At 60.6% G+C, this 23,209-nt stretch carries 25 protein-coding genes; 13 read left to right on the forward strand and 12 right to left on the reverse strand.

Features of this window, described 5'->3' with window-relative positions:
- Window positions 1-53 precede the first annotated feature (53 nt).
- The 9 genes from ABXR19_RS16550 (at window position 54) to ABXR19_RS16590 (ending at window position 6,847) form a co-directional block, all read left to right on the forward strand.
- Window positions 54-518, forward strand: coding sequence for a GNAT family N-acetyltransferase (locus ABXR19_RS16550; RefSeq protein WP_354602258.1), 465 nt, complete (start codon window positions 54-56; stop codon window positions 516-518).
- Between the two features lie 129 nt (window positions 519-647).
- Window positions 648-1,673 carry an SPFH domain-containing protein gene (locus ABXR19_RS16555; RefSeq protein WP_354602259.1) on the forward strand — a complete coding sequence of 342 codons (1,026 nt, stop codon included), beginning with the start codon at window positions 648-650 and terminating at the stop codon, window positions 1,671-1,673.
- A gap of 118 nt (window positions 1,674-1,791) precedes the next feature.
- On the forward strand, window positions 1,792-2,148 hold the full coding sequence (locus ABXR19_RS16560) for a hypothetical protein (RefSeq protein ID WP_354602260.1): 357 nt from the start codon (window positions 1,792-1,794) through the stop codon (window positions 2,146-2,148).
- A 160-nt stretch (window positions 2,149-2,308) separates the two neighbouring features.
- On the forward strand, window positions 2,309-2,614 hold the full coding sequence (locus ABXR19_RS16565) for a nucleotidyltransferase family protein (RefSeq protein WP_354602261.1): 306 nt from the start codon (window positions 2,309-2,311) through the stop codon (window positions 2,612-2,614).
- Window positions 2,601-2,954 (forward strand): HepT-like ribonuclease domain-containing protein, encoded by a 354-nt coding sequence (locus ABXR19_RS16570; protein WP_354602262.1) that lies wholly within the window; start codon window positions 2,601-2,603, stop codon window positions 2,952-2,954. The genes ABXR19_RS16565 and ABXR19_RS16570 overlap by 14 nt, the downstream gene beginning before the upstream one ends.
- Before the next feature lie 112 nt (window positions 2,955-3,066).
- Entirely contained in the window at window positions 3,067-4,563 is a 1,497-nt protein-coding gene (locus ABXR19_RS16575) for a DUF4178 domain-containing protein (protein WP_354602263.1), read from the forward strand.
- On the forward strand, window positions 4,560-4,736 hold the full coding sequence (locus ABXR19_RS16580) for a hypothetical protein (RefSeq protein ID WP_354602264.1): 177 nt from the start codon (window positions 4,560-4,562) through the stop codon (window positions 4,734-4,736). The genes ABXR19_RS16575 and ABXR19_RS16580 overlap by 4 nt, the downstream gene beginning before the upstream one ends.
- A gap of 357 nt (window positions 4,737-5,093) precedes the next feature.
- A complete protein-coding gene (locus ABXR19_RS16585; protein WP_354602265.1) occupies window positions 5,094-6,197 on the forward strand; it encodes an EAL domain-containing protein in 1,104 nt (367 codons plus the stop codon).
- 146 nt (window positions 6,198-6,343) lie between these two features.
- Entirely contained in the window at window positions 6,344-6,847 is a 504-nt protein-coding gene (locus ABXR19_RS16590) for an RDD family protein (RefSeq protein WP_354602266.1), read from the forward strand.
- A 19-nt stretch (window positions 6,848-6,866) separates the two neighbouring features.
- Here the strand turns inward: ABXR19_RS16590 and ABXR19_RS16595 are convergent, their stop codons facing one another.
- The 3 genes from ABXR19_RS16595 to ABXR19_RS16605 form a co-directional block, all read right to left on the reverse strand.
- Entirely contained in the window at window positions 6,867-7,031 is a 165-nt protein-coding gene (locus ABXR19_RS16595; protein ID WP_354602267.1) for a hypothetical protein, read from the reverse strand.
- Between the two features lie 265 nt (window positions 7,032-7,296).
- Window positions 7,297-7,722, reverse strand: coding sequence for a GlcG/HbpS family heme-binding protein (locus ABXR19_RS16600; protein WP_354602268.1), 426 nt, complete (start codon window positions 7,720-7,722; stop codon window positions 7,297-7,299).
- 53 nt (window positions 7,723-7,775) lie between these two features.
- A complete protein-coding gene (locus tag ABXR19_RS16605) occupies window positions 7,776-8,174 on the reverse strand; it encodes a group II truncated hemoglobin (RefSeq protein ID WP_354602269.1) in 399 nt (132 codons plus the stop codon).
- Window positions 8,175-8,520: 346 nt separating this feature from the next.
- On the opposite strand from ABXR19_RS16605, the gene ABXR19_RS16610 reads away from it, so the two are divergent.
- The gene (locus tag ABXR19_RS16610; protein ID WP_354602270.1) at window positions 8,521-9,753 is read left to right on the forward strand and encodes a phosphoglycerate kinase; all 1,233 of its coding nucleotides are present in this window, start codon (window positions 8,521-8,523) and stop codon (window positions 9,751-9,753) included.
- Window positions 9,754-9,920: 167 nt separating this feature from the next.
- Here ABXR19_RS16610 and ABXR19_RS16615 read toward each other — a convergent pair whose 3' ends face one another.
- From ABXR19_RS16615 to ABXR19_RS16630, 4 genes are all read right to left on the reverse strand, one after another.
- A complete protein-coding gene (locus ABXR19_RS16615) occupies window positions 9,921-10,598 on the reverse strand; it encodes a PEP-CTERM sorting domain-containing protein (protein ID WP_354602271.1) in 678 nt (225 codons plus the stop codon).
- A gap of 406 nt (window positions 10,599-11,004) precedes the next feature.
- Complete coding sequence (locus ABXR19_RS16620) at window positions 11,005-12,477, reverse strand: inorganic phosphate transporter (RefSeq protein WP_354602272.1); 1,473 nt, start codon at window positions 12,475-12,477, stop codon at window positions 11,005-11,007.
- A 275-nt stretch (window positions 12,478-12,752) separates the two neighbouring features.
- Complete coding sequence (locus ABXR19_RS16625) at window positions 12,753-13,850, reverse strand: pectate lyase (protein WP_354602273.1); 1,098 nt, start codon at window positions 13,848-13,850, stop codon at window positions 12,753-12,755.
- Between the two features lie 192 nt (window positions 13,851-14,042).
- Window positions 14,043-14,624 (reverse strand): 5-formyltetrahydrofolate cyclo-ligase, encoded by a 582-nt coding sequence (locus tag ABXR19_RS16630; protein WP_354602274.1) that lies wholly within the window; start codon window positions 14,622-14,624, stop codon window positions 14,043-14,045.
- A 131-nt stretch (window positions 14,625-14,755) separates the two neighbouring features.
- Here ABXR19_RS16630 and ABXR19_RS16635 point away from each other — a divergent pair, with 131 nt between their 5' ends.
- From ABXR19_RS16635 to ABXR19_RS16645, 3 genes are all read left to right on the forward strand, one after another.
- Window positions 14,756-16,705, forward strand: a complete 1,950-nt coding sequence (locus ABXR19_RS16635) for a lytic transglycosylase domain-containing protein (protein ID WP_354602275.1) — start codon at window positions 14,756-14,758, stop codon at window positions 16,703-16,705.
- Window positions 16,706-16,899: 194 nt separating this feature from the next.
- Window positions 16,900-17,538, forward strand: coding sequence for a glutathione S-transferase family protein (locus ABXR19_RS16640; RefSeq protein WP_354602276.1), 639 nt, complete (start codon window positions 16,900-16,902; stop codon window positions 17,536-17,538).
- Window positions 17,539-17,555: 17 nt separating this feature from the next.
- On the forward strand, window positions 17,556-17,924 hold the full coding sequence (locus ABXR19_RS16645) for an RNA-binding S4 domain-containing protein (protein ID WP_354602277.1): 369 nt from the start codon (window positions 17,556-17,558) through the stop codon (window positions 17,922-17,924).
- Window positions 17,925-18,223: 299 nt separating this feature from the next.
- Here ABXR19_RS16645 and purD read toward each other — a convergent pair whose 3' ends face one another.
- Genes purD through dusB form a run of 5 tightly spaced genes read right to left on the reverse strand, consistent with a single transcriptional unit; the run spans window position 18,224 to window position 23,000 of the window.
- Window positions 18,224-19,492: a phosphoribosylamine--glycine ligase gene (gene purD / locus ABXR19_RS16650; protein WP_354602278.1), complete on the reverse strand. Its 1,269-nt coding sequence runs from the start codon at window positions 19,490-19,492 to the stop codon at window positions 18,224-18,226.
- Window positions 19,493-19,504: 12 nt separating this feature from the next.
- Window positions 19,505-20,077, reverse strand: coding sequence for a hypothetical protein (locus ABXR19_RS16655; RefSeq protein WP_354602279.1), 573 nt, complete (start codon window positions 20,075-20,077; stop codon window positions 19,505-19,507).
- Window positions 20,078-20,087: 10 nt separating this feature from the next.
- A complete protein-coding gene (gene purH, locus ABXR19_RS16660) occupies window positions 20,088-21,683 on the reverse strand; it encodes a bifunctional phosphoribosylaminoimidazolecarboxamide formyltransferase/IMP cyclohydrolase (RefSeq protein WP_354602280.1) in 1,596 nt (531 codons plus the stop codon).
- A gap of 52 nt (window positions 21,684-21,735) precedes the next feature.
- Window positions 21,736-21,972 carry a helix-turn-helix domain-containing protein gene (locus ABXR19_RS16665; RefSeq protein WP_354602281.1) on the reverse strand — a complete coding sequence of 79 codons (237 nt, stop codon included), beginning with the start codon at window positions 21,970-21,972 and terminating at the stop codon, window positions 21,736-21,738.
- Window positions 21,969-23,000, reverse strand: coding sequence for a tRNA dihydrouridine synthase DusB (dusB, locus tag ABXR19_RS16670; protein WP_354602282.1), 1,032 nt, complete (start codon window positions 22,998-23,000; stop codon window positions 21,969-21,971). The genes ABXR19_RS16665 and dusB overlap by 4 nt, the downstream gene beginning before the upstream one ends.
- Window positions 23,001-23,209 lie beyond the last annotated feature (209 nt).

Below are 23,209 nucleotides of genomic sequence, written 5' to 3' on the forward strand. Positions count from 1 at the left end.
CCGAGTGTAAATGGCCGACTGAAGTCGGCCCTACGGAAACACGCCGCCGCCCGATGAGAGCCTTTTCCATCCGCCCCCTCGCCGAACACGATCTCGATGCCCTCCTCGGCCTCTACGCCCAGCTGCATCCAACCGACGTAGCACTGCCGGCACGTGCGCAGGTCTTGAACGTATGGCAGGCCATCCGGTCTGACCCGAAGCTGCATTGCCTGGGCGGCTTTGTCGGCGACGAACTCGCAGTGAGCTGCCTGCTGTCGATTACCCCGAATCTCACCCGTGGCTGCCGCCCCTTCGGGCTGATCGAAAACGTGATCACCCGTGCCGACCATCGCCGCCGCGGCTACGGACGGGCACTCCTGCTGCACGCCAGCGACATCGCATGGCAACATGGCTGCTACAAAGTGATGCTGCAAACCGGGCGCAAGGATGAAGTGACCCTCGCCTTCTACGAATCGGCCGGTTTCGACCGGCAGACCAAACAAGCGTTCTGGGCGGCTGCACCGGTACGCGCGGTTTGAAGCGCATGATTGAAAAATTGCGTCATTCCCGCGAAGGCGGGAATCCAGCTACGCGCCAGAGCTGGCCCCGGCTTTCTGCGGGATGACGGCGTAACACGCATCGTTGTTTAACGACTGAAAGGAAGTGCTATGGCCCTGACCGATTTCATCAAGAAACAGTTTATCGACGTCCTGCAATGGAACGAGGACAGCGACGGCGTGCTCGCCTGGCGCTTCCCGATGGCCGAAATGGAAATACAGAACGGCGCCAGCCTCACCGTGCGCGAATCGCAGATGGCCGTGTTCGTGAATGAAGGCAAGGTCGCCGACGTGTTCGGCCCCGGCATGTACAAACTCACCACCCAGACCCTGCCGGTGCTGACCTACCTGAAGAACTGGGACAAGCTCTTCGAGTCCCCCTTCAAGAGCGACGTGTACTTCTTCAGCACGCGCCTGCAGATCGGCCGCAAGTGGGGCACCCAGCAGCCGGTGACGATCCGCGACAAGGATTTCGGCATGGTGCGCCTGCGCGCCTTCGGCATCTATTCCTACAAGCTCGCCGACCCGCAGAAATTCTTCACCGAAATCAGCGGCACACGCGAGCTCTACACCGTCGAGGACATGGAGCAGCAGCTGCGTAACCTCGTCGTCGCCACCATGACCGGCCTGTTCGGCTCATCGGACGTGCCCTTCCTCGACATGGCCGCGAATCAGATGCTGATGAGCGAAAAGCTGAAGGAAGGCATGCTGCCGGTCTTCGAGCGTTACGGCCTGGCCCTGGACAACTTCGCCGTCGAAAACGTCTCCCTGCCCGAAGAATTGCAGAAGGCCATCGACACCCGGATTTCGATGGGCATGATGGGCGACATGAACAAATTCACCCAATACCAGATGGCCAACGCCATCCCGCTAGCCGCGCAGAACGAAGGCGGCCTCGCTGGCATGGGGGCGGGCCTCGGCGTCGGCCTCGGCATGGGTCAGATGATGGCTGGCGCCATGGGTCAAGGCATGGCCGGTCTCAACCAACCTGCTGCAACCGCCCCGGCTGCTGCGCCGGTGGCCGACGATCCAACCGCCAAACTCGGCAAGCTCAAGGTCATGCTCGATCAGAATTTGATTACGCAGGCGGATTACGACACGGCTAAGGCGGAAGTGTTGAAGAAGATGTTGGGGTGATGTTTTGGGTGGTTTGGTAGGGCGGGTTAGGCAAAGCGCAACCCATCGGGCATTGAGCATCTTTGCTCAATAAGGACAAAAGGCAAGACATACCCTTCAAAAAACGCAAGGAATAGCAATGAGTTTTCTACAAAAAGCATTCCTATCATTTCTAGTGGGTCTTGGTGTATCGGCAATATATTTATATATTATTTTTATAGGTGGCGGTGATGATTATGTGTTCACATCTTCCGTCGCCGGAATTTCCGCCGCAATTATGGTTTTTCTGTATTTTGATGCGGGAATTAAAAAAATAGCCGATGGCTTTTCGATTATTGACTCAATCGTAGTTGCTGGATCATTTTTTTATGTTTTTTATTCTGGATTGAAATCTGGAGAACCTTTTGTTTTGATGTTTTTTCGGTCCATGGCTGGCGCATTGTTTATGATTGACGGGTTAATTTTGTCCCGCAGACTATTTAGAAGAGCCTTGTAGGGCGGGGCATTTGACCCGAGCGGACAAGCCGCTCAACAAGAAGTGATGCCGATTTGTGGTAACGGAAGAACCAAGGGGTCAAGTCTTGCCAGTTGCCCTCTCTCCATATTTCGGATTTGAATTGATTTGCCGGCCGTTTTTTGTCAGAGGAATTACGCACATGGATAATCGTTTGCCAATGCCTGAGAGTCGCCTGGCTGAGTTCTGCGAAGCGCACGGCATTCGCTGTCTGTCCCTGTTCGGCTCCACGCTCAAGGGCACGGCAAAGCCCGATAGCGACATTGATCTGCTGGTCGAATTCGAACCCGAACGCACCCCCGGCCTGCTCGGCATCGCCGCGCTTGAAGCAGAACTCTCGGCCCTGCTGGGTGATCGTCCGGTTGATCTGCGTACCGCACAGGATCTGAGTCGCTACTTCCGCGATGAAGTGCTGCAAACGGCCCAAGTTCAATATGCAAGACACTGATCGCATCCGCATCCTCCACATGATCGACGCGGGCGAAAGCGCGCAATCCTTCATCGCAGAACGCCAGCGCGCCGATCTGGATCAGGACCAGATGCTGCTTTTCGCCGTCGTGCGCGCTATCGAAGTCATCGGCGAAGCTGCCGGCAAGGTTTCTGCAGAAGCCCGCGCAAGTCTGCCCGCCATCCCATGGAATGCCGTGGTTTCCATGCGTAACCGCCTGATCCACGGCTACTTCGATATCGACACCGAAATTGTCTGGAAGACTGTCACGAATGAAATACCCGAATTACTGCGGCTGCTGCGGCAATGCGATTCGGCAAAGGAAAAAGGCGAGACTTGATCTTTTTTGACTCTTGAGATGGTGCGCAACGCTGCGCGTTTCACACCCTACCGAACACATACCAACAGGTTTTCACTCAGCACTCAATCCTCAGCACTCGGCACTTTTAAATATGTACAAAACCGCCTGCCCCGCCTGTGGGGCTGAAGTCCAGTTCAAGTCCGCCGGGTCGGTGATGGCGGTGTGCGCCTTCTGCCGCAGCACGCTGCTGCGCGAGGCCGATGCGGTGCGCAATATCGGGCGCATGTCGGAGGTGATCGAGGATCACACGCGCATCCAGATCACGACCAGTGGCGAATACGAGGGCAAGCAGTTCGGCGTGGTCGGGCGCATCCAGCTCAAATACGCGGATGGCTTCTGGAACGAGTGGTATGTGATGTTCGACGACGGCTCGGCCGGCTGGTTGTCGGATGGCTCGGGCCAGTATGTGATGACGCTACCCGGCGGTACGCCGAGCAAGGCGCCGCCTTTCGAAGCGATCAAGCCCGGTGCGGTAATTCCCTGGGATGGCAAGCGCTTCACCGCGACGGATGTGCGCACGGCGCAATGCGTGGCGGGCGAAGGCGAGCTGCCCTTCCAGGTCGGCCCCGGCTGGCAGGCGCGGGTGGCGGATTTCCGCAGCGATGATCGCTTCCTGACCCTCGATTATTCGGAGGGCGAGACGCCGCAGGTTTTCCTCGGCAGTGCCGTCACGCTGGAAGCGCTGAAATGCCAGCTGCTGCGCAGCGAAGATCAGGTCGCGGACACCGCCGGCAAGCTCAAGGGCAAGGCCGACACACTGGAATGCCCGAACTGCGGCAGCGGCATCGATTACGCGCCGGGCAAGGCGGATCACCTGATCTGCCCGAGCTGCCATGCGGAAGTCGCGGCGAACGCCGGTCAGGCCGAGGTGCTGAAAAAGCACGACGAACTGGAGCAAGCCGTCACCAGTCTGCAACTGGGCGATACCGGCACGCTGGATGGCCTGAAATGGCAAGTCATCGGCCTGATGCGTTGCCAGGAATTCGGCTCGGACGAGCATTCCGTGTGGACCGAATACCTGCTCTTTAACGCCTATAGTGGCTTCCTGTGGCTGGTGGAAACCGATGAGAAATGGACGCGCACCGTCGTCCTCAACACCCTGCCGGAAGACCGCGCCAGCAGCGCCCGCTTCGGTGGCAAGAACTACACCAAGCAATGGGATTACGGCAGCGAGGTGATCTACGCCGCCGGCGCCTTCAACTGGCGCGTATCCATCGGCAACCAGACCCGGATCACCGACTACCAGGGGCCGGACGGCACGCTGTCGAAAGAAGCCACGGCCGAGGAAATCACCTGGTCGCTGAGCACCAACATCAATCCCGACGTGGTCGCCAAGGCTTTCGGCAAAGCCGCGGAAACCGTCGCCAAGGCCGGTGCAGCTGGCGAGCCCTCGCCGCTGGGGGGCTTCGCCAAGGTCGCCTCGGCGATCCTGATCTTCCTGAATATCGGCAACATCTTCCGGGGCAGCATGGGCGCGCTGATTTTCACCGCCCTCGCCCTGCTGCTGTTGTGGCTGCCGGTGTGGATGAGCGGCGTCTCCAGCGGCAGCTCAGATAACTCAGACAGCGACGACGGAGACGACGAATGAACCGCCTGGTCTACATCCTCTACGCGCTGGTGCTGACCACCGCCACCACCGGCATCAACAGCAGCCTCAGTTCCAGTGGGGGGAGTGGCGGCAGCAGCTTCCGCTCCTGGGGCAATTCCTCCGGCTATTCGACCGGCGGCGGTAGCAGCTGGAGCAGCGGCAGTCACAAATAGAGGCTGCCTGTAGAGCCGCTCGCAGCCTTGATCTACAGGAAAGCCATCTGCTAAGCCTTATCCATCAAGACTTTACAGCAAGGCAGGCTGCAGACACATATCCCGCGCGGCTCTCCAGACAGTGCTATCGGCGCTAGTGCAGCGGGCAATTACGAACGCGGATTGGCGGCGGCGGTTCCGAAAAAACTGCGCAAGCCCGCTCAACGGCCTCGCAGCAAGGCTCGCGCCCTGTTAAGCTAGCCTTGCAGACTGTCTGGCACTACCCTTACGGGTCAATCAGTTCGGCACGGCTTGGCCGATACTTTGGTGGGAACAGTAAAACGCCCCTCACTTCAATCATGAACAGCGGAGCCTAGCGTGGAACGACAGTGGTTTCTGGAGTCGATCTCGGCAGACGGCTCGCACGTCACATACAACATCACGCACCTGCCTTTCCGTATCGGTCGCGATCCGGAAAATGATCTGGCGGTGGCGACGCTCGGCCTGAGCCGGCATCACGCCTTACTCACACCGGATATCAGCGGGCGTATCCGCCTGACTGACCTGAACAGCACCAATGGCAGCTTTGTCAGCCGCCGTCGCATCGAAGGCTCCTGCCTGCTCGACGAGAATGACATCGTGCACTTCGGTACCGCCGAATTCCGCCTGCGCGTGCGCCAGCCAGAGCAAATGCGCATCGTGCCGGCCAATGAAATGCGCACCATGCTGGTTCCCAATGGCATGAATCTGTCCGAATATTTCGTGCCCAACGAGGCTGAATTTCTCGACCTGCTGCAGGGTCAGGGCATGTCCGGCGCGGCCCAGCCCATCGTGCATGCCCAGACCAGCGAGATTTTTGCCTACGAACTGCTGGGCCGCGCCAATCACCCGCTGCTGCCGATCTCCCCGATCCGCCTGTTTGAACTGGCCAACGCGCTGGATCGTGAGGTTGAGCTCTCCGTCGCCTTCCGCAAATTCGGCATCGCCTCGATTGCACCGCGCCTCAAGGGCTTTCCGCTGTTTGCCAACACTCATCCGAAAGAGACTTTCAGCGAGGATTTTTTCACCTCGCTGGTCAAGCTGCGCACCCAGATGCCGGATCTGGATCTGGTGATCGAGATTCACGAAACCGCCGTCACCGAAAGCACCCGCCTGATTGAGTTGGCCACGCGCTTTCGTGACATCGGCGTGCGCTTTGCCTACGACGATTTCGGTGCCGGCCAGGCCCGCCTGAACGAACTCGGCGAAGCACCCGCTCACTTCGTAAAATTTGACATGGGTCTGGTGCATGACATCCATCTGGCCAGCCCGCGCAAGCACCGCGTGGTCAGCGATCTGGTCAAGCTGGTACTGGATCTGGGCTCGGTGCCGCTGGCCGAAGGCATCGAAATGGAAGCCGAAGCGCAGATCTGTCGCGACATGGGCTTTCAGCTGATTCAGGGCTTCCTGACCGGCAGGCCGATTCCTGCGGACCAGCTTTGACCATCCGGGCCTCAGCCCGTCACCGCAAATCACCGCCCACCCCCGCACACCTTGCGAGATTGCAAGCACGTACCCAGTATGCGTAAGATGCCGTCAGCACACACGCATCGGCTGTTGCCACCCCCTCACCCAACCAGGAATTCGCCATGAGCAATGAAAATCCCTACCTGCCGCCGCAAGCCGAACTCAGCAGCGAAAACAGTCATAACGACTCGCAGCTAGCCGGACGTGGTCAGCGCCTTGGCGCAGCCATCATCGACGGCATCATCGGTGCGGCCATGGCCGTTCCGATCATCCTGCTGCTGGGCACCTGGAATTACATCAAGGCCGGCAGTCAGCCTCCGCTATCGCTTGTTTTTTTCGGCGGCGTACTCGGCTTTGCAGCATTTCTACTGGTACACGGCCATTTTCTGAATACCTACGGACAGACCGTGGGAAAGCGTCTGATTGGCATCCGCATCGTCAATCTGGCCGGTGAGCTGCCGGGGCTGCAGAAACTGATCGTGGCACGCTATCTACCCATCACGGCGGTCAGCATGATCCCGTTCGTGGGCAGCATTCTGAACTTTGTCGACGTGCTGTTCATCTTCCGCGCGGATCGCCGCTGTGTGCACGACCTGATCGCCGGAACCCGCGTCGAAATCTGCTGATCCCGAAAGTCGCTGCGCCTCACGACAGCCCGGTCATCGGCTCGTCGCGTTCCCATTCCGGGTCTGGCGCAGCGCAGCGCCTGGGCGCCCTGCGGCCAATCAACGATAGCAACACTGCCACCAGCGGCATGGGTTTGAAACGTGCTGAGGCAGAACGCGAAGCGGAGCGGCGGAGGGCGATCATGATGGTCTCGACTCTGTCAGGGTTGAATCGGGCAGGCTCGCAGCGGCCTGTTAAGTTCAGCGTGGATCACGCTTGGCGACACTGCCAATTGGTGTTTTCAATCGTCCGATCAAAAATACGCTGCCTGCCTGATTCTTCGGCCCATCCCGCCAATCCTTGATTGCCCGCGAGGGCAGCCAAGCGGCGTGTAGAGGCTCCCCTCCGAGAGCCGCACCCCGCCTTGCTGTGCGAGCCTGCAGCTCGCACAAGTCCGTTCAGTAAGGCTTTACAGCCCGGCCACCCCTGCCGCTGCGATCATTCCGTCCTGCACCGCATTCATGCCGGAGACGCCAATCGCACCGATCACTTCGCCATCACGCATCAAAGGCAGGCCACCCTCCACCGGGCAACAGTTCGGCACCGACAGCATGCGCAAACCGACGCCGCCACCGGCCACCGCATCTTCAAATACCTTGGTGGAGCGGCGGAACTTCGCGGCCGTCACGGCCTTGGCCTGCGCCACCTCGATGCTGGCGTGCTGCGCCTGATCCAGTGCGTGCACCATCACGAGATTGGACGCACCATCAACAATCACGATGACCATCGGCCAATCGCCTTGCGCTGCGCATTCGGCTTCCGCCGCCGCCATCACGCGTTTGGCTTCGGCCAGGCTAATCGGGGCGCCGTAGCGCGGGGGCAAAGGTGTGCTCATGTTTGATTCTCCAGTGGATCGATAAAGTTTGTGTCGGCGCGATTATGCGGCCTTCAGCCCTCGCGATTACGCATGAAATCGGCCAGCCCGGCGACCTTCTCCCAGAAATGATCACGCGCCGCGCCCTCCGGCAGGGTTTCCTTGGCGGCCTGCGCCATGCACAGCAACCAGGCATCACGCTCGGCTTCACCAATCGCGAAAGGCATATGCCGCCCACGCATGCGCGGATGGCCATGTTTTGATTCGTACAGATTCGGCCCGCCGAGCCAGCCACTCAGGTATTCGAACAGCTTCTGGCGCGCACTGGCCAGATCGTCCTGATGCAGCTTGCGAATCATGTAAGCCTCGGGCAGCTCGTCCATCAAGTCGTAGAAGCGATCAACCAGTGCGCGGATCGCGGCTTCGCCACCCAGCGCTTCGTAAGGATTGAAATCGGGAATGTCAGCAGCCACGGTCAGGGTTCCGGCGATCAGGAGAGCGTGATTCTATGCGCCCCTGCCTCCCCCGTGAGCGCGAATTCCACCGGCAGGAATTTCTGGATCATCTCTATATTGGCCTTCAGATGGGGGAATGCCACCTCTGAGAGCTGCGTCCAGCTTACCTCTTCAGGCTGCCGTGCTGCACAGGAAAGCGCAGAGCGGCTCTTCAGGCATGCCTTCAAGGACCACAACCGGCAGCCTGCGTTTTTTGTGCCGCGTCAAACCGCCCGGAAGCCGCTGTGCGCAAGCCCGGCACAGTGGCTTAGAATGCCGGGTTGCTGCATTTCTGCTCACTCCCTCTAAAACTCAGGATAAAAACATGACCAAGCTGTTCATTGAAGATCTGGATCTGGCCGGCAAGCGCGTGCTGATCCGCGTGGATTTCAACGTGCCCGTGAATAACGGCGTTGTCGAAAGCGACAAGCGCATCCGCGCCGCCATCCCCACCATTCAATACGCCATCGACAAGGGCGCCTCCGTGGTGCTGATGTCGCACTTGGGCCGCCCGGACGGCAAGGTCGTCGCCAAGTGCACGCTGGCGCCCGTCGCCGAGCGTCTGCAAAAGTTGCTGGGTCGCCCGGTGCAATTCCTGTCGGACTGCGTCGGCGCTGAAGTCGAAGCCGCCTGCGCCAAGCTGAAGGCTGGCGACGTCGTGCTGCTGGAAAACGTGCGCTATCACCTTGAAGAAGAAGGCAAGGTCAAGGACAAGGAAGGCAACGTCACCAAGGCCACCCCGGAAGCCATCGAAGCTTTCCGCGCAGGCCTGTCCCGTCTGGGCGACGTGTTCGTGCTCGATGCTTTCGGCACCGCGCACCGCGCCCACAGCTCGGTGGTCGGCATCAATCTGCCGCGCGCCGCTGGCCTGCTGCTGAAGAAGGAACTGGATTTCCTCGGTGAAGCCGTGAACAAGCCGGTGCGTCCGCTGGTCGCGATCATCGGCGGCTCCAAGATCTCCGGCAAGATCGACGTGATCGAAGCCCTGCTGCCGAAGGTCGACAAGCTGCTCATCGGTGGCGGCATGGCCTTCACCTTCCTCAAGGCTCAGGGCTATGAAGTCGGCAACTCGCTGTGCGAGAACGACAAGGTCGAACTGGCCAAGAGCCTGATGGCCAAGGCCGGCGACAAGCTGGTGCTGCCGATCGACACCATGGTCACCAAGAAGCTGGATTTCGGCGCCCGTACGCTGGACGGTCTGGTTGAAGTCGTCTCCACCGCCATCCCGGCAGATCAGGAAGGCGTCGACATCGGCTCCAAGAGCGCAGCGCTTTACGCCGACATCATCCGCGGCGCCAAGACCGTGCTGTGGAACGGCCCGATGGGCGTGTTCGAAATCGACGCCTCGGCGGTCGGCACCTACGCCGTCGCCGACGCATTGGTCGAAGCCACCGCCAAGGGCGCGATCACCATCGTTGGTGGTGGTGACTCCGTTGCTGCCGTCGAGAAGGCTGGCCTGGAAGATCAGGTCTCGCACGTCTCCACCGGTGGCGGCGCCTCCCTCGAGTTCCTCGAAGGCAAGGCACTGCCGGGCGTGGAAGCGCTCAGCGACAAGTAATTCCGGCGGTTTGCGGAAGTAAAAAGGCCTGCCGGTTTGGCAGGCCTTTTTTTCTTACGCAGCACCATTGCCGCTTAAATAGAATGGCTTAAATCGACCACAGCAGACATTCGTAGAGCATCAATGAACGAAGAGGATACGCCGTCGTTGACTTAAAACCCAGCCACTTAGGCTGTCCGACGCTTAGCCGCCGCAGTCCCGATCAATCCCAAACCTGCCAGAAGCATAGCCAGACTAGTGGGCTCCGGCACCGGAGTGGTTAGTACCACATTATCCATATACTGAAACGGGGTCATCGTGGCACGCGTTGAATAGCCGGTAAGGTATGGACGTTGGGCCAGAATGCGCAACTCGTGCACGCCGTCGGAAATCGACCCGGTATAGGTAAGTTGATTTCGGACAGTTACTCCTGCAGTAATGGAAGGCGCCTCCCATGAAGAAACAATCTGCCCATCCACCAATATGTAGAACAAGCCACCGGTACTACTGTTGGTCGATTCTGGCTGCTGATACGCGGCCACATCAACTGAAATTGACATTGCCCCCGCAGCACTGCTGAAGGATTGCAGAATGCCACCACCGCCCCATTGCCCAGCGTTGTAAGGTGTTTGCTGCCCGACCCGGAACTGAGCGGCAAAACTCGCCACGCCGTCACCATCTGTATCGAACATCACTGCAGTTGGGGCCGGCCGGCCAGTTGGTACCAACTGACCATCAAACGTTGTATAGAGTGTCCAACCGCTCAAATCCCCTGTTGAAAAATCACCGTTGACGACACTGGCTTGGGTATTGCCGCCCAGCAGGCACAAAGCCAAAACAAAGATGCTGTTGCGAACACACGTCATATTTAAATCTCCATTAAATTCCAAACGAATTATAAAAAACAACCAACATAATTATACCTGTATACATTGCGCCGCCATCGCGTACGGCGCGAACCCCATGATTCGGTGCGGCCCAAGGGCGTCAATGAGCAAGGCAGATTGTGTCGGATGAAGATTGCATCAATGCACCTCCAGTGATCATTCGCCCCGGATTAGCATGCGAAGCCCGAGGGCTAGATTCACCATGCGGCGCAATTCGCTGCGCATCATTGACGCCCTACTCCATCTCAAGACCCGCCACTGACGGCTCTCTACGCCAGCCCTGCCCGCACAGCGAATCCTGGCGCGGCTCTCCAGCCTGCTGCTGCGTAAACAGCTGCGGGGCGCCATAGCGCCCCGCTTTGTCCTGCACACGGATGCAGAAGCCTTAACGCACCAGCACGCTCCCCAGCCAGTAGAAGCCAGCCGACAGCAGCATGGAAGCCGGCATGGTCAGCACCCAGGCGATCAGAATGTGACGCACGGTGCCGCCTTGCAGACCGCTCCGGTTGGCGACCATGGTACCGGCCACGCCGGACGAGAGCACATGCGTGGTGGAGACCGGCAGGCCGAAGAAGGTGGCCAAACCAATCCCGCACATGGCTACGGCCTGGGCGCAGGCGCCCTGACCATAGGTCATGCTCTTCTGGCCGATCTTCTCGCCTACCGTTTTCACGACGCGCTTCCAGCCGATCATGGTGCCAAGGCCAAGTGCCAGAGCGATGCCGACGACGACCCAGTAAGGGGCGTATTCGGTGGTTGCGGTCAGGTCGGCGCGCAGCTTCTTGAGGTCTTTCTTCTCCTTGGCCGGAATGCCCGGCAAGGCGGACACTTTTTTGGCCGTGTCATCCAGACAGAGCATGATGCGGCGCATCTTGCGGCGGTTTTCATCGCTGAGCGTGCGGTAGTCGGTCACGCCCTCAAGCGTCGTGGTCAGCTCCTGAATCGCCGGAATGCTGGCCGTCGGATCGCACTTGAACTGGGCCGGTAAGGTATGGTTGGGCAATTTACCCAGCGCCAGCATCTCGCTCAGCACCGGCGCATTGCGCTCGTAAATCTGTTGCAGGTGGGTGGCCGAGTCGTAGGCACGCTGGATTTCCAGCGGCGTGGCATCCAGATTGACCACAAACTTGCCGGGCACGATGCCGATCAGCACCAGCATCACGAGGCCGATCCCCTTCTGGCCATCATTCGAGCCATGCACGAAGCTCATGCCCATGGCCGAGCCGACCAGAGACAGGCGCGTCCAGAACGGCGGGTGTTTCTTGCCATCAATGTTCTGACGCATGGTCGGCGTCTTGTGCATGCGCGAGGTCGGCCAGAACCGGATGAAGATCCACAGCAGCAGCGCGGCGCAGGCAAAACCCACGGTTGGCGACACAACCAGCGAGAGCATCACGTCAATGGCCTTCTTCCAGTTCACGCCAGCGGCCAGCGGAATCTCGTTGAGCAGGGCATTCGCCAGACCCACGCCGAGGATCGAGCCGATCAGGGTGTGCGAGCTGGAGGCCGGCAAGGCGAGATACCAGGTACCGAAATTCCACAGAATGGCGGCGGCCAGCAGGGAGAAGACCATCACCATGCCCTGCGCCGAGGCCACATTCAGCAGCAGATCAACCGGCAGCAAATGCACGATGGCGTAGGCGACGCCCAGACCACCGAGCAAGACCCCGAAGAAATTGAAGATGCCGGAGCAAATCACGGCCAGATGCGGCGGCATGGCGCGCGTGTAGATCACCGTCGCGACGGCATTGGCGGTGTCGTGAAAACCGTTGATGAATTCAAAACAGAAGACAAAGGCCAGCGCCAGAAAAAGGCTGATGCCAACGGTCACTGAGAGGCCGGAAAACAGATCAAACATGGGGTCGTCGCAGACTGAGCGGTCAAAGAGAGCGGCATTATTACAGAATGACTACAGGCACAGATGACAATCGTCAGCTGCTGGCGTTTGCCAAGAGCCAGACCGGGCAAGGCCCAGGCAGAACAGGGCCTCAGTGACACGCAGCCCGAAGACCCGCCAACAGCGGCCCTCTTCAGCATGCCTGCCGGAAGAGTCAGTCCAGGCGCGGCTCTTCAGTGGATATAAAAAACGGGAGGCATCAGCCTCCCGTTTCTACGCTCTGCCTGATCCGTGGATCAGAAGCTCGTCACGTCAGACGGGCTGACGTCGCAATAGGCGGTGTTGAAGAACTCGCCATATTTCTCGGTCGAGCCGCTGCCCTTGACGATGCCCTTCCACTCTTCGCAGATGCGCGGTTTGGTGGTGATGGCGGTCGGGCGGGTCAGGCCTTTGACCTTGAGGTTGCGGATCGTGGCCTTGTCGCCGTAGTTGCGGTTCAGGCCGACGACGGTGCTGGTGATCGTCCCGTTGATGGTCACGTTATTGATATTCACGTAACGCGGGCCGCCGTTGTTCGAGCAGTCACCACAGGAGCGCCACAGCTTGCCGACCGCGCCATAGGTCTGGAAATTCTCGATGACGGTGGTGCTGTTCTTCGAGTTGTGCTGGAAGGTCTTGTCCTCGGCATTGGTGGCCGACCCGCCGGAGATGGTCAGGGTGCCGCCTTCGGACTTGTTGGTCGCCGCGTCTTCACAGACATCTTCCCACACCACGTTTTCCAGACGGCAGTTGCCGCTGGCACAGTGAATGCCGTCAGCTGCGGCACCGGCTTTGAGGCGCACGTTCTTGATGGTGGCGTTGTTCAGCGTGAAGATCGGTGCCTGTGATTCGCTGCCGCCGTTGCAGGACGTACCGACGGTGATGCCACCGCAATCCACGGTGGTGTTGGAGATCACGCTGCCCGGAGCGCAAGAGCCGGTGGCGCCACCGCTGCTGGAACTGGATGAGCTGCTCGACGAACTGGAACTGCTCGACGAGCTGCTGGATGAACTGGAGGACGAGCTGCTTGACGATGAGCTGCTGCTGGATGAACTGGAGGAGCTGGACGAAGAACTCGAACCGCCACTGCTGCTGATCGGGATCGAGCATTCGTTGGTGCCGCCGGAAACCTTGCTGCCGGCGCCGAAAGTAACTTCACCGCAGATGAAGCTGCCGGTAAGCGTCTTGACGGTGAATTTGTCGGCACGGCCGTAAGCGACGCTGGTGGCGGCGCTGACCGTACAGGTCTTGCCTTCGGTACACAGGGTTTTGTAGCCGGCCGGGCGGTTTGCCGCACTGGCTGCGGTGCTGAGCGCGAGGGCGGCGAGGCCCAGCGCAAGCTGTGTCATACGCATCGTTTTGTCTCCTGAATGATCGATATGGCTTGGCGCCAAGGATTCTTTTTGTGCTGTGCCAACCGGCCTTGAATTGTGACGTTTTGGCAAACTGGCCTGATAAAGCTAGCAGACGATCTGCCATTCGGAAACTTTTTTTGTAAGAATCCGACCTACGTACAAGCGGGAAGGCACGGGCGGTCCAGAGCCCGATCAGCGCGCCGGGCTCACCACGATGCCAGCTTCAGTCACGATCCAGTCCAGCGGCAGATCGTGCAATTGTGGCTGAGCATCATCGAGCCGGGCGAGTTCGTAACCGACGCCAATGCTGATCGGTGCCGGCCTGAGGCTGGCGAGCGTGCGGTCGAAAAAGCCGCCGCCGTAGCCGATACGATAGCCGCGCGCGTCGAACCCATTCACGGGAACGAGCACGGCCTGAAGAGCCGCACTGGGCGTGCCTTGCGGGGCGGGTATGCCGAAGCGGTCCGCCACAAGCGGCTCTCCGGGCTGCCATAGGTGAAAAACCAGCGAGCCGGGCGTAGCGGGTACGACGGGCAGGGCCAGTTGCCGCCCGAAGTCTTGCGCCTGCCATTCGACCAGAAATTCAACTAAATCGGGCTCCGCGCGGAACGGCCAGCAGAATCCGAGGGTCTGAGGATTGAGTCGATTCAGCAAATCACCCAGATGCCCGGCGAGCTTGGCGGCAAGCTGGCTGCGCAGCGCGGGCGCGAGGGCTTCGCGCTCGGCAATCAGGCGGCTGCGCAAGGCTTTGCGGTCGGTTTCAGGGCGGGTCACGTGCTATGCTGCCTCGCAGAAAATACGGGGTAGATCGGGCTCAGGCCTTCTCACCCAAGCCCTTCCGGCAAGTGGCCGGGGAGCGCAGGACGGCACGCCAGCGTGCCGATCAACTTTGGGAATGTTACGTCATGAAGTACAAGTTGTGCGCGGCCTTGCTGGCGGTGGTGGGATTGAGCAGTGTGGCAGGCGCCGATGCCGGCGATGACCGCATCATGGCGGCCCGCGAGGCTGCGACACGCGGCGACGCGCAAGGTCTGGCGAGGTTGGCGGCAAGTTCCTCGGATCATGTGCTCGAACCGTATGTGCAGTACTGGCCGCTGTCCGGGCGCATCGCGCGCATCTCGGAAGCTGCGCCGGTCGATGCGATCAACGATTTCCTGCAACGCAACGCAGGCACCTGGCTGGCTGAAAAGCTGCGCACCGAATGGGTCAAGCGTCTCGGCTATGAGAAGCGCTGGAGCGCCTTCGAGGCTGAGTACCGTCAGCTGGTGCAGCCGGATCAGGAGGCGCAGTGCTGGGCGGCCCAATCCCCAGGCAGTTACGCTGCAGAAGCCAATCGCGCGCTGGAAGGCGTGTGGCTGTCGATGCTGGATACGCCGGCAGCCTGCGACGCCCCGCTGCGGACACTGATCAACACGGGCCGCTTCGGCGCCGATGAAGTCTGGCAACGCTTCCGTCGTCTGGTCGAGAACAAGCGCTTCGGCCCGGCGCGCGAAGTCGTCAGCTGGCTGCCCGAAGCACAAGCCATCAGCCCCGCCACCGTGAATGCCGCGCTGGATAATCCGGCGCGTTTCCTGGCCTCCGCCAATGCCCGCAATCCGTCTGGCCGGGGTGGACGCGAAACCGTGCTGGCAGCCATCACCCGCCTGGCGCGCAGCGATGTGCGCGAAGCGGCGGCGCGCTGGCGCGGGCTGGATAGCCCGGCTTATCGCGAGGAAGAGCGTGCCTACGTCTGGGGTCAATTGGCTTGGATGGCGGCGCTGTCACAACTGCCCGAAGCCAACACCTGGTACGCCCAGGCCCAGACTGTCAGCATGAGCGACGAGCAGCGTGCCTGGCAGGTTCGCGCGGCACTACGCGCCGGCAACTGGAACAATGTGCGGGCGGGCATCGACGCCATGCCGCCCGCCCAACGCGAATTGCCGGACTGGACTTACTGGCAGGGGCGTGCGCTGCAGGCACAAGGCCGTGCGGCCGATGCGCAGCTGGCCTTTCAGCGTGCCGCCGGCCCGCCGACTTTCTACGGCATTTTGGCGACCGAAGCCTTGGGCCGCCAATACAGCTGGCCCAAGGCTGCAGCCCCGGTCACGGCGGCTGAACTGGCGCGCATCCAGGCTGCCCCGGAAGCGCGCCGTGTGCTGGCGCTGTATCGACTGGATCTGCGCACCGAAGCCCTGCGCGAGTGGAGCTGGGCCTTGCGCACGGTAGATGACCGGACCCTGCTCGCCGCCGCCGAGCTCGCGCGGCGCAACTCCCTGTATGACCGCGCCATCAATGCGGCGGATCGTACGCGCAACGAACATGACTATGCCGTGCGCTATCTGGCGCCCTACTACGACATTTTCGCGCGCGAGGCACAGGCCCAGAATCTGGATCTAGCCTGGGTCTTCGGCCTGGTGCGGCAGGAAAGCCGCTTCCTGTCGATTGCCCGCTCCGGCGTCGGCGCACAAGGCCTGATGCAGGTGATGCCAGCCACCGGAAAATGGATCGCCAAGAAGCAGGGCTGGAACGATTACCACGCGGGCTGGCTGACCAGCATCGACACCAATGTGCAGTTGGGCAGTGCCTATCTTCGCCACGTGCTGGACCTGCTCTCGCAGAATCAGGTGCTGGCCGCCGCCGGTTACAACGCCGGCCCTGGCCGCCCACGCCGCTGGCGTGACAGCAAGCCGATGGAAGGCGCGATTTATGCTGAAACCATCCCGATCACGGAGACCCGCGATTACGTCAAGAAGGTAATGGCCAATGCCGAGATGTACGCGACGCTGTTTGAGCGCCGCCCGGTGTCACTGACCACGCGCCTGGGCAAAGTACCCGCCAGCGGCGTGGATGTGGCGCTGGCGCGGGACGAGCCCTAACCAAGCCTCGCCTGAAGAGCTGCACTGGGCGTGCCTCTTCAGGCAGCTAGCCTGCACAGGCCCGCCCAGTGCGGATCTGCAGACATCGTTCAGTAACAAAACAATTTGTTCGACTGTGCAATAATTCCGCGTCTTTGCCAGGCTTAACCCCCAGAATGCCTGCAAACCTTTTGGCACACGACGGCGATTCCATCATGCAACTGATCATCGGCAACAAATCCTATTCCTCCTGGTCACTGCGCGGCTGGCTGGCGGTAAAAGCCAGCGGCCATGCCTTCGAGGAAATCCGCATCCCGCTGCGGCAGCCCGATACCCATGCACGCATCGCCGAATTGAGCCCCTCCGGCAAGGTGCCCTGCCTGCGCGATCATGGCCTGGCGATCTGGGACTCGCTGGCGATTGCCGAATATCTGGCCGAAGAAGTCACCCCGCTGTGGCCGCTGGATGGCGCAGCGCGGGCCGTGGCACGCAGCGTCTCGGCGGAAATGCACAGTGGTTTCACCGCCCTGCGCAACCAGATGCCGATGAATTTGCGCGAGAGCCTTCCCGGTAAAGGCCGCAGCCCCGAAGTCGACGCCGACATCGCGCGCATCGTGGCGATCTGGAAGCAATGCCGTGCGCAATACGGCGGGCACGGGCGTTTCCTGTTCGGCGAATACTGCATCGCCGACATGATGTTTGCGCCGGTGTGCTTCCGCTTCGAGACCTATGGCGTGCAACTCGACAACGGCGCCAACGACTACTTGCAGACCATGCTGGCCCACCCGCACATGCAGGAATGGAAAGCGGCCGCACTGGCAGAAACTGAGATCATTGAGGCCTACCGCGTGTGAGGACTGAGTTGAGCGCAGTGCGCATCGACAAATGGCTGTGGGCCGCGCGTTTCTACAAGACCCGCGCGCTGGCAACCGATGCGGTTAACGGCGGCAAGGTGCAACTCAACGGCCTCGGCATCAAGCCCGCCAAGGACGTGAAAATTGGCGACCGCATCGAACTGTCCATCGGCGATCTGCACTGGGAACTGCTGGTGCAGGCCCTATCCGACAAGCGCGGCCCGGCGACCGAAGCGCGCAAGCTCTACACCGAGACCGACGCCAGTCTGGCCCGGCGCGAAAAGCAGATCGAGGAACGCCAGCTGCGCGTGGAGCCCTCCGCCGACATCCACGGCCGCCCGACCAAGCGCGACCGGCGCACGATGGATCGCTGGCGCGGCAGTTAAAGACACATACCTGAAGAGCCGCCAGCAGCGGACGTCTTCTACCTGCTTGCCCGTAAAGGCTGGTGGGGAGCGGCTCTTCAAGCATGGATAAGCCCACCACGTACGCCGCAATAATCCCGTAGGGCGCACTGAGCGCAACGAACTGCACCGTATGAAAAATCGGCGCAATACCACCCCATCCGGCGCAATGTGCTGCGCTTATTGACGCCCTACGAAACCCGCTCCGCCTTGCGCTACAACAGGCGCAAAAAAAAAGGCGCCGTTCACTGCACGGCGCCTTTTTTTACAGTCAAACCAGCTCAGCGCTTGATCGCCCGATAGCCAATATCCCGGCGGTATTGCACGCCGTCAAAATGAATCTGGCTGGCCAGTTCATAGGCGCGACTCTGCGCTTCCTTGACTGAATCGCCGAGCGCGGTGACGCACAGCACGCGGCCGCCATTGCTGACGACTTTGCCCTCGCGCATGCTGGTAGCCGCATGGAAGACATGGGCGTCTTCCATCTTGACGTCCAGCCCGCTGATGATGTCGCCCTTGCGCGGCTCGTCGGGATAGCCGTGCGCCGCCAGCACCACACCGAGCGCGGCGCGCCGGTCCCAATCGGCCTCGACGGTATCGAGCTTGCCGTGAATGGCGGCTTCGACCAGATCGACCAGATCGGTCTTCAGACGCATCATCACCGGCTGAGTTTCGGGATCGCCGAAACGGCAATTGAATTCGACCACGCGCGGATGACCGGCTGCGTCGATCATCAGGCCGGCATACAGGAAGCCGGTATAAGGCGTGCCTTCGGCGTTCATGCCGTCGAGCACCGGCTTGATCACTTCGCGCATGGCGCGCGCATGCACGGCGGGCGTAACCACCGGTGCGGGCGAGTAGGCGCCCATGCCGCCGGTATTCGGGCCCTGATCGGCGTCGAGCAGGCGTTTGTGATCCTGACTGGTGGCCATGGCCAAAGCGTGGCGGCCATCGCACATGACGATGAAGCTGGCCTCTTCGCCGGTCATGAATTCTTCGATGACCACGCGCGCACCGGCGTCGCCCATCTTGTTGTCGAGCAGCATCATGTCGACGGCGGCATGCGCCTCTTCGAGTGACATGGCGACAACAACGCCCTTGCCGGCGGCCAAGCCGTCAGCCTTGATGACGATGGGCGCGCCTTCGGCATCGACGTAGGCGTGCGCGGCGGCGGCATCCGCAAAGGTCTGATACTTGGCAGTGGGAATGCCGTGGCGCTGCATGAAGGCCTTGGCGAAATCCTTGGATGATTCGAGCTGGGCGCAGGCCTTGCTCGGCCCGAAGATCGGCAAGCCGGCAGCGCGGAAGGCATCCACAACGCCTGCGGCCAAGGGGCCTTCAGGGCCGACCACGGTCAACGCGATGCCTTCGTGTTTGACGAAGGCAATCCATTCGGCAATGTTGTTGGCCGGCACGTTTTCCAGTGCAGGCTCCAGCGCCGTACCGGCATTTCCCGGCGCAACATAGACTTTTTGCAGACGAGGCGACTGCGCCAGCTTCCAGGCAAGTGCGTGTTCGCGACCACCGGAGCCAATAACGAGAATTTTCATGCTGGGTGACCTTTACTTCAGTTCGTACTTGAGCCAGAAAAACAAGATGTTGCCGGTGCCCTTCTTGAACCCGGGTACGTAAGCGGCTTCAATCTTTACATTATCGTAGCCCGCAGCCAGTGTTGGCAGGATGACCGGGAAAGGAAAGCGCCCAAAATAGTCTTCGCGTGTCATCAAGCCAAGGGTATAGCCAAGGCCGTAATTGAAGCCCTCGCGCTTGCCGTATTGCCAGCTGTAGCCATAACCCGCCATCGCAGACCATTTGTCGTTGGAATCAATGAACTCCATCGCGTACAGGCCGCTGCGATTACCCTTCACATCGTAGTAGCCCTTCCCTACGCCAAAGGCCGGCCATGCGGTGTTGTTGTACTTCTCACGCTGGCCGGAATTGTAGGAAAAGGGCAGATGCCAGGCATACACGGGTTCATAAAAATCCCACCTCCCCTGCTCGGAAATGGTGCTTACCTCGGCGCTGGCGGCGTTCCACTGCCGGGCGACCCAGCCCGGCTCGTCCGCGCTGGCGTTGAAGGAGAGCAAGCCGAGTACGGCACTGCACAGGATCGGAAATACTGAACGGAGTGACATCAGAGCGTTCTCAGTGGCGGAAGTGACGGAAACCGGTGACGACCATGGCGACGTTCTGTTCGTCGGCCGCCGCAATGACTTCAGCATCGCGCATGGAGCCACCGGGCTGGATGACGGCGGTGGCGCCGGCTTGCGCCAGCACATCCAGACCATCGCGGAAGGGGAAGAAAGCATCCGAGGCCACGACACAGCCATGAATAACCAGCCCGGCGTTCTCGGCCTTGATCTTGGCGATCTTGGCGGAATCGACGCGGCTCATCTGGCCGGCGCCAACGCCGACGGTCATGCCGTCCTTGCAGTACACGATGGCATTTGATTTCACATACTTGGCCACGCGCCAGGCGAAGAGCAGATCCGACATTTCCTTGTCGGTCGGCGTACGCTTGGTAACCACCTTGATGTCGGTGGCAGTCAGCACGGCGTCATCGTAGGTCTGCACCAGCAGGCCGCCTGCAACGCGCTTGTAGTCGGTCTGGCTGATCTTGCCGAGCGGGCAGGTCAGCACGCGTACATTCTTCTTCGCAGCCAGCAGTTCGAGGGCTTCAGCAGTGTAGGACGGGGCAATACAGACTTCCATGAACTGGCCGGACACGGCTTGCGCGGTGGCAGCGTCCACTTCGGCATTGAAGGCAATGATGCCGCCGAAGGCCGAGGTCGGGTCGGTGGAGAAAGCCTTGCGATAGGCTTCTTCAGGCGTCGCTCCGAGGGCCACGCCACAGGGGTTGGCGTGCTTGACGATAACGCAGGCCACGGCTGCGGTGTCGAAGGCCTTGACGCATTCCCAAGCCGCATCGGAATCGGCGATGTTGTTGTAGGACAGTTCCTTGCCCTGCAGCTGGGTGTAGCTACCGATGCCGCCGGCCGGGGTCGACAAGTCGCGGTAGAAGGCGGCGGTCTGGTGCGGATTTTCGCCGTAGCGCAGATCCTGCACCTTGTCGAAAGCCAGTTGCAGCTTGGCCGGGTATTCGGCGCGCTCGGGGGCGGCGGCTTCGTCCAGCTTGTCGGCATTCACGGAAGTGAGCCAGTTGGCGATCATCGAATCGTAACGCGCGGTGTGGGTGAAGGCTTTGCGCGCCAACTCGAAACGGGTTTTGTAGCTGAGGGCGCAGGCATTGGCTTTCAGCTCTTCGAGGATCGCGGTGTAATCCGCCGGCTCGGTCACGATGCCGACGCCGCCACATTCGTTGCCATGGTTCTTGGCGGCGGCGCGGACCATGGTCGGCCCGCCGATGTCGATATTTTCGATGGCGTCCGCCAGGGTACAGCCGGCTTTGGCGACGGTGGCCTGGAAGGGGTAGAGATTCACCACCACCAGATCGATGCGCGGGATGTTGTGCGCGTCGATGGTGTCGAGATGTTCCTTCAGATCACGCCGGGCGAGGATGCCGCCGTGCACTTTCGGGTGCAGGGTCTTGACGCGACCATCGAGCATTTCGGGGAAGCCGGTGTAGTCACCCACGTCGGTCACATCCAGACCTGCATCGCGCAGGGATTTGGCGGTACCGCCGGTGGACAGGAGTTCGACACCAAGCGCAGCAAGCTGGCGGGCAAATTCGACGACGCCGGTTTTATCGGAAACACTCAGAAGGGCTTGGGTAACTTTCATGATCTGACCTGAAATGTGAGGGAGTTTGTTGGTGTTTGTGTTGGCGGGCGGATTACAGCAATCCGTGGTCCAGAAGCTTACGACGCAGGGTATTACGGGTGATGCCGAGCATGGCGGCGGCAGCGGTCTGGTTGCCGCCAACGCGGGTCATGATCGATTCGAGCAGGGGACGCTCCACCTGACGAATCACCATGTCATAGATATCGCCCGGCGCCTCGCCATCCAGATCGGCGAAATAACGGTCCAGCGAGTGCGTAACGCACACGGCAATGTCGTTTTTTTTGTTCATGCGGCAAGAGCTTCCGTCTCAGACTGATTGTTGTTGTCGTACTGCAGGCGTGATGACTGGGCGGCCTGCTCACCAAAAAACTGGTCGATAGCAGCGAATTGCTCTTCGGCGCTGGCCAGCAGATTCATGTGCTGGCGGAAGACGTGCGAGCCAACGAGCCCCTTTGTGTACCAGGCGATGTGCTTGCGCGCCACGCGTACACCGGCCTCGATACCGTAAAAGTCGTGCAGATCAAGCAGATGCTCGCGACACACGCGATGAATCTCGGCAACCTCGGGGGGCGGCAGCAACTCGCCCGTTGCCAGGTAATGTGCGATCTCGCGGAAAATCCACGGCCGGCCTTGCGCGGCCCGGCCGATCATCACGCCATCGGCGCCGGTGTAATCGAGCACGTATTTGGCCTTCTGCGGCGAGTCAATATCGCCATTGGCGATTACCGGAATCCCGCGTTGCGATTTCACCGTGGCAATCGTGTCGTACTCCGCTGCGCCCATATACAGATCGGCACGCGTACGGCCGTGAATGGCGATCAGCTGAATCCCGGATTCTTCAGCAATACGTGCAATCGTGGCGGCGTTGCGATGCTCGCGATCCCAGCCAGTGCGAAACTTCAGCGTCACCGGTAGTTCCGGTACGGCAGCAACGACGCTCTCGAGAATCCGGGCGACCAGCAATTCATCGCGCATCAGGGCCGAGCCGGCAGCCACATTGCACACCTTCTTGGCCGGGCAACCCATATTGATGTCGATGATCTGCGCGCCGTTTTCGGCGTTGTGACGGGCGGCCTGCGCCATCATCAGCGGATCGGCCCCGGCGATCTGCACCGAGATCGGTCCCGGCTCGCCCGCGTGGTTGGCGCGCCGTTTGGTTTTGGTGCTGCCATAAAGCAGGGAATTCGAGGTCACCATTTCCGACACAGCCAGCCCTGCGCCCAGTTTCCGGCACAGCTGACGGAATGGACGATCTGTCACCCCCGCCATGGGCGCAACAAACAACTTATTTTTCAGGCGGATACCGGCGAATTCCATGGGCAAGCAGCGGCAAAAAGAGAGCGAGGCGAAGGGCGGAATTCTAGCCGATCAAGGCCTGCAAGTGCTTACTTTTTGCGCAATGAAATCGGGTGGAATGTGTCAGATTTGGCAATCTTGAAGGCATGCCTGAAGATCCGCGCGGAGCGGATCTGTACAGCCATACAGGCTGAAGAACAAGGCGGAGTGAGGCTGAGCAGGCGGCCCGC

The sequence above is a fragment of the Uliginosibacterium flavum genome, assembly GCF_040566545.1.
Lineage (GTDB): Bacteria > Pseudomonadota > Gammaproteobacteria > Burkholderiales > Rhodocyclaceae > Uliginosibacterium > Uliginosibacterium flavum.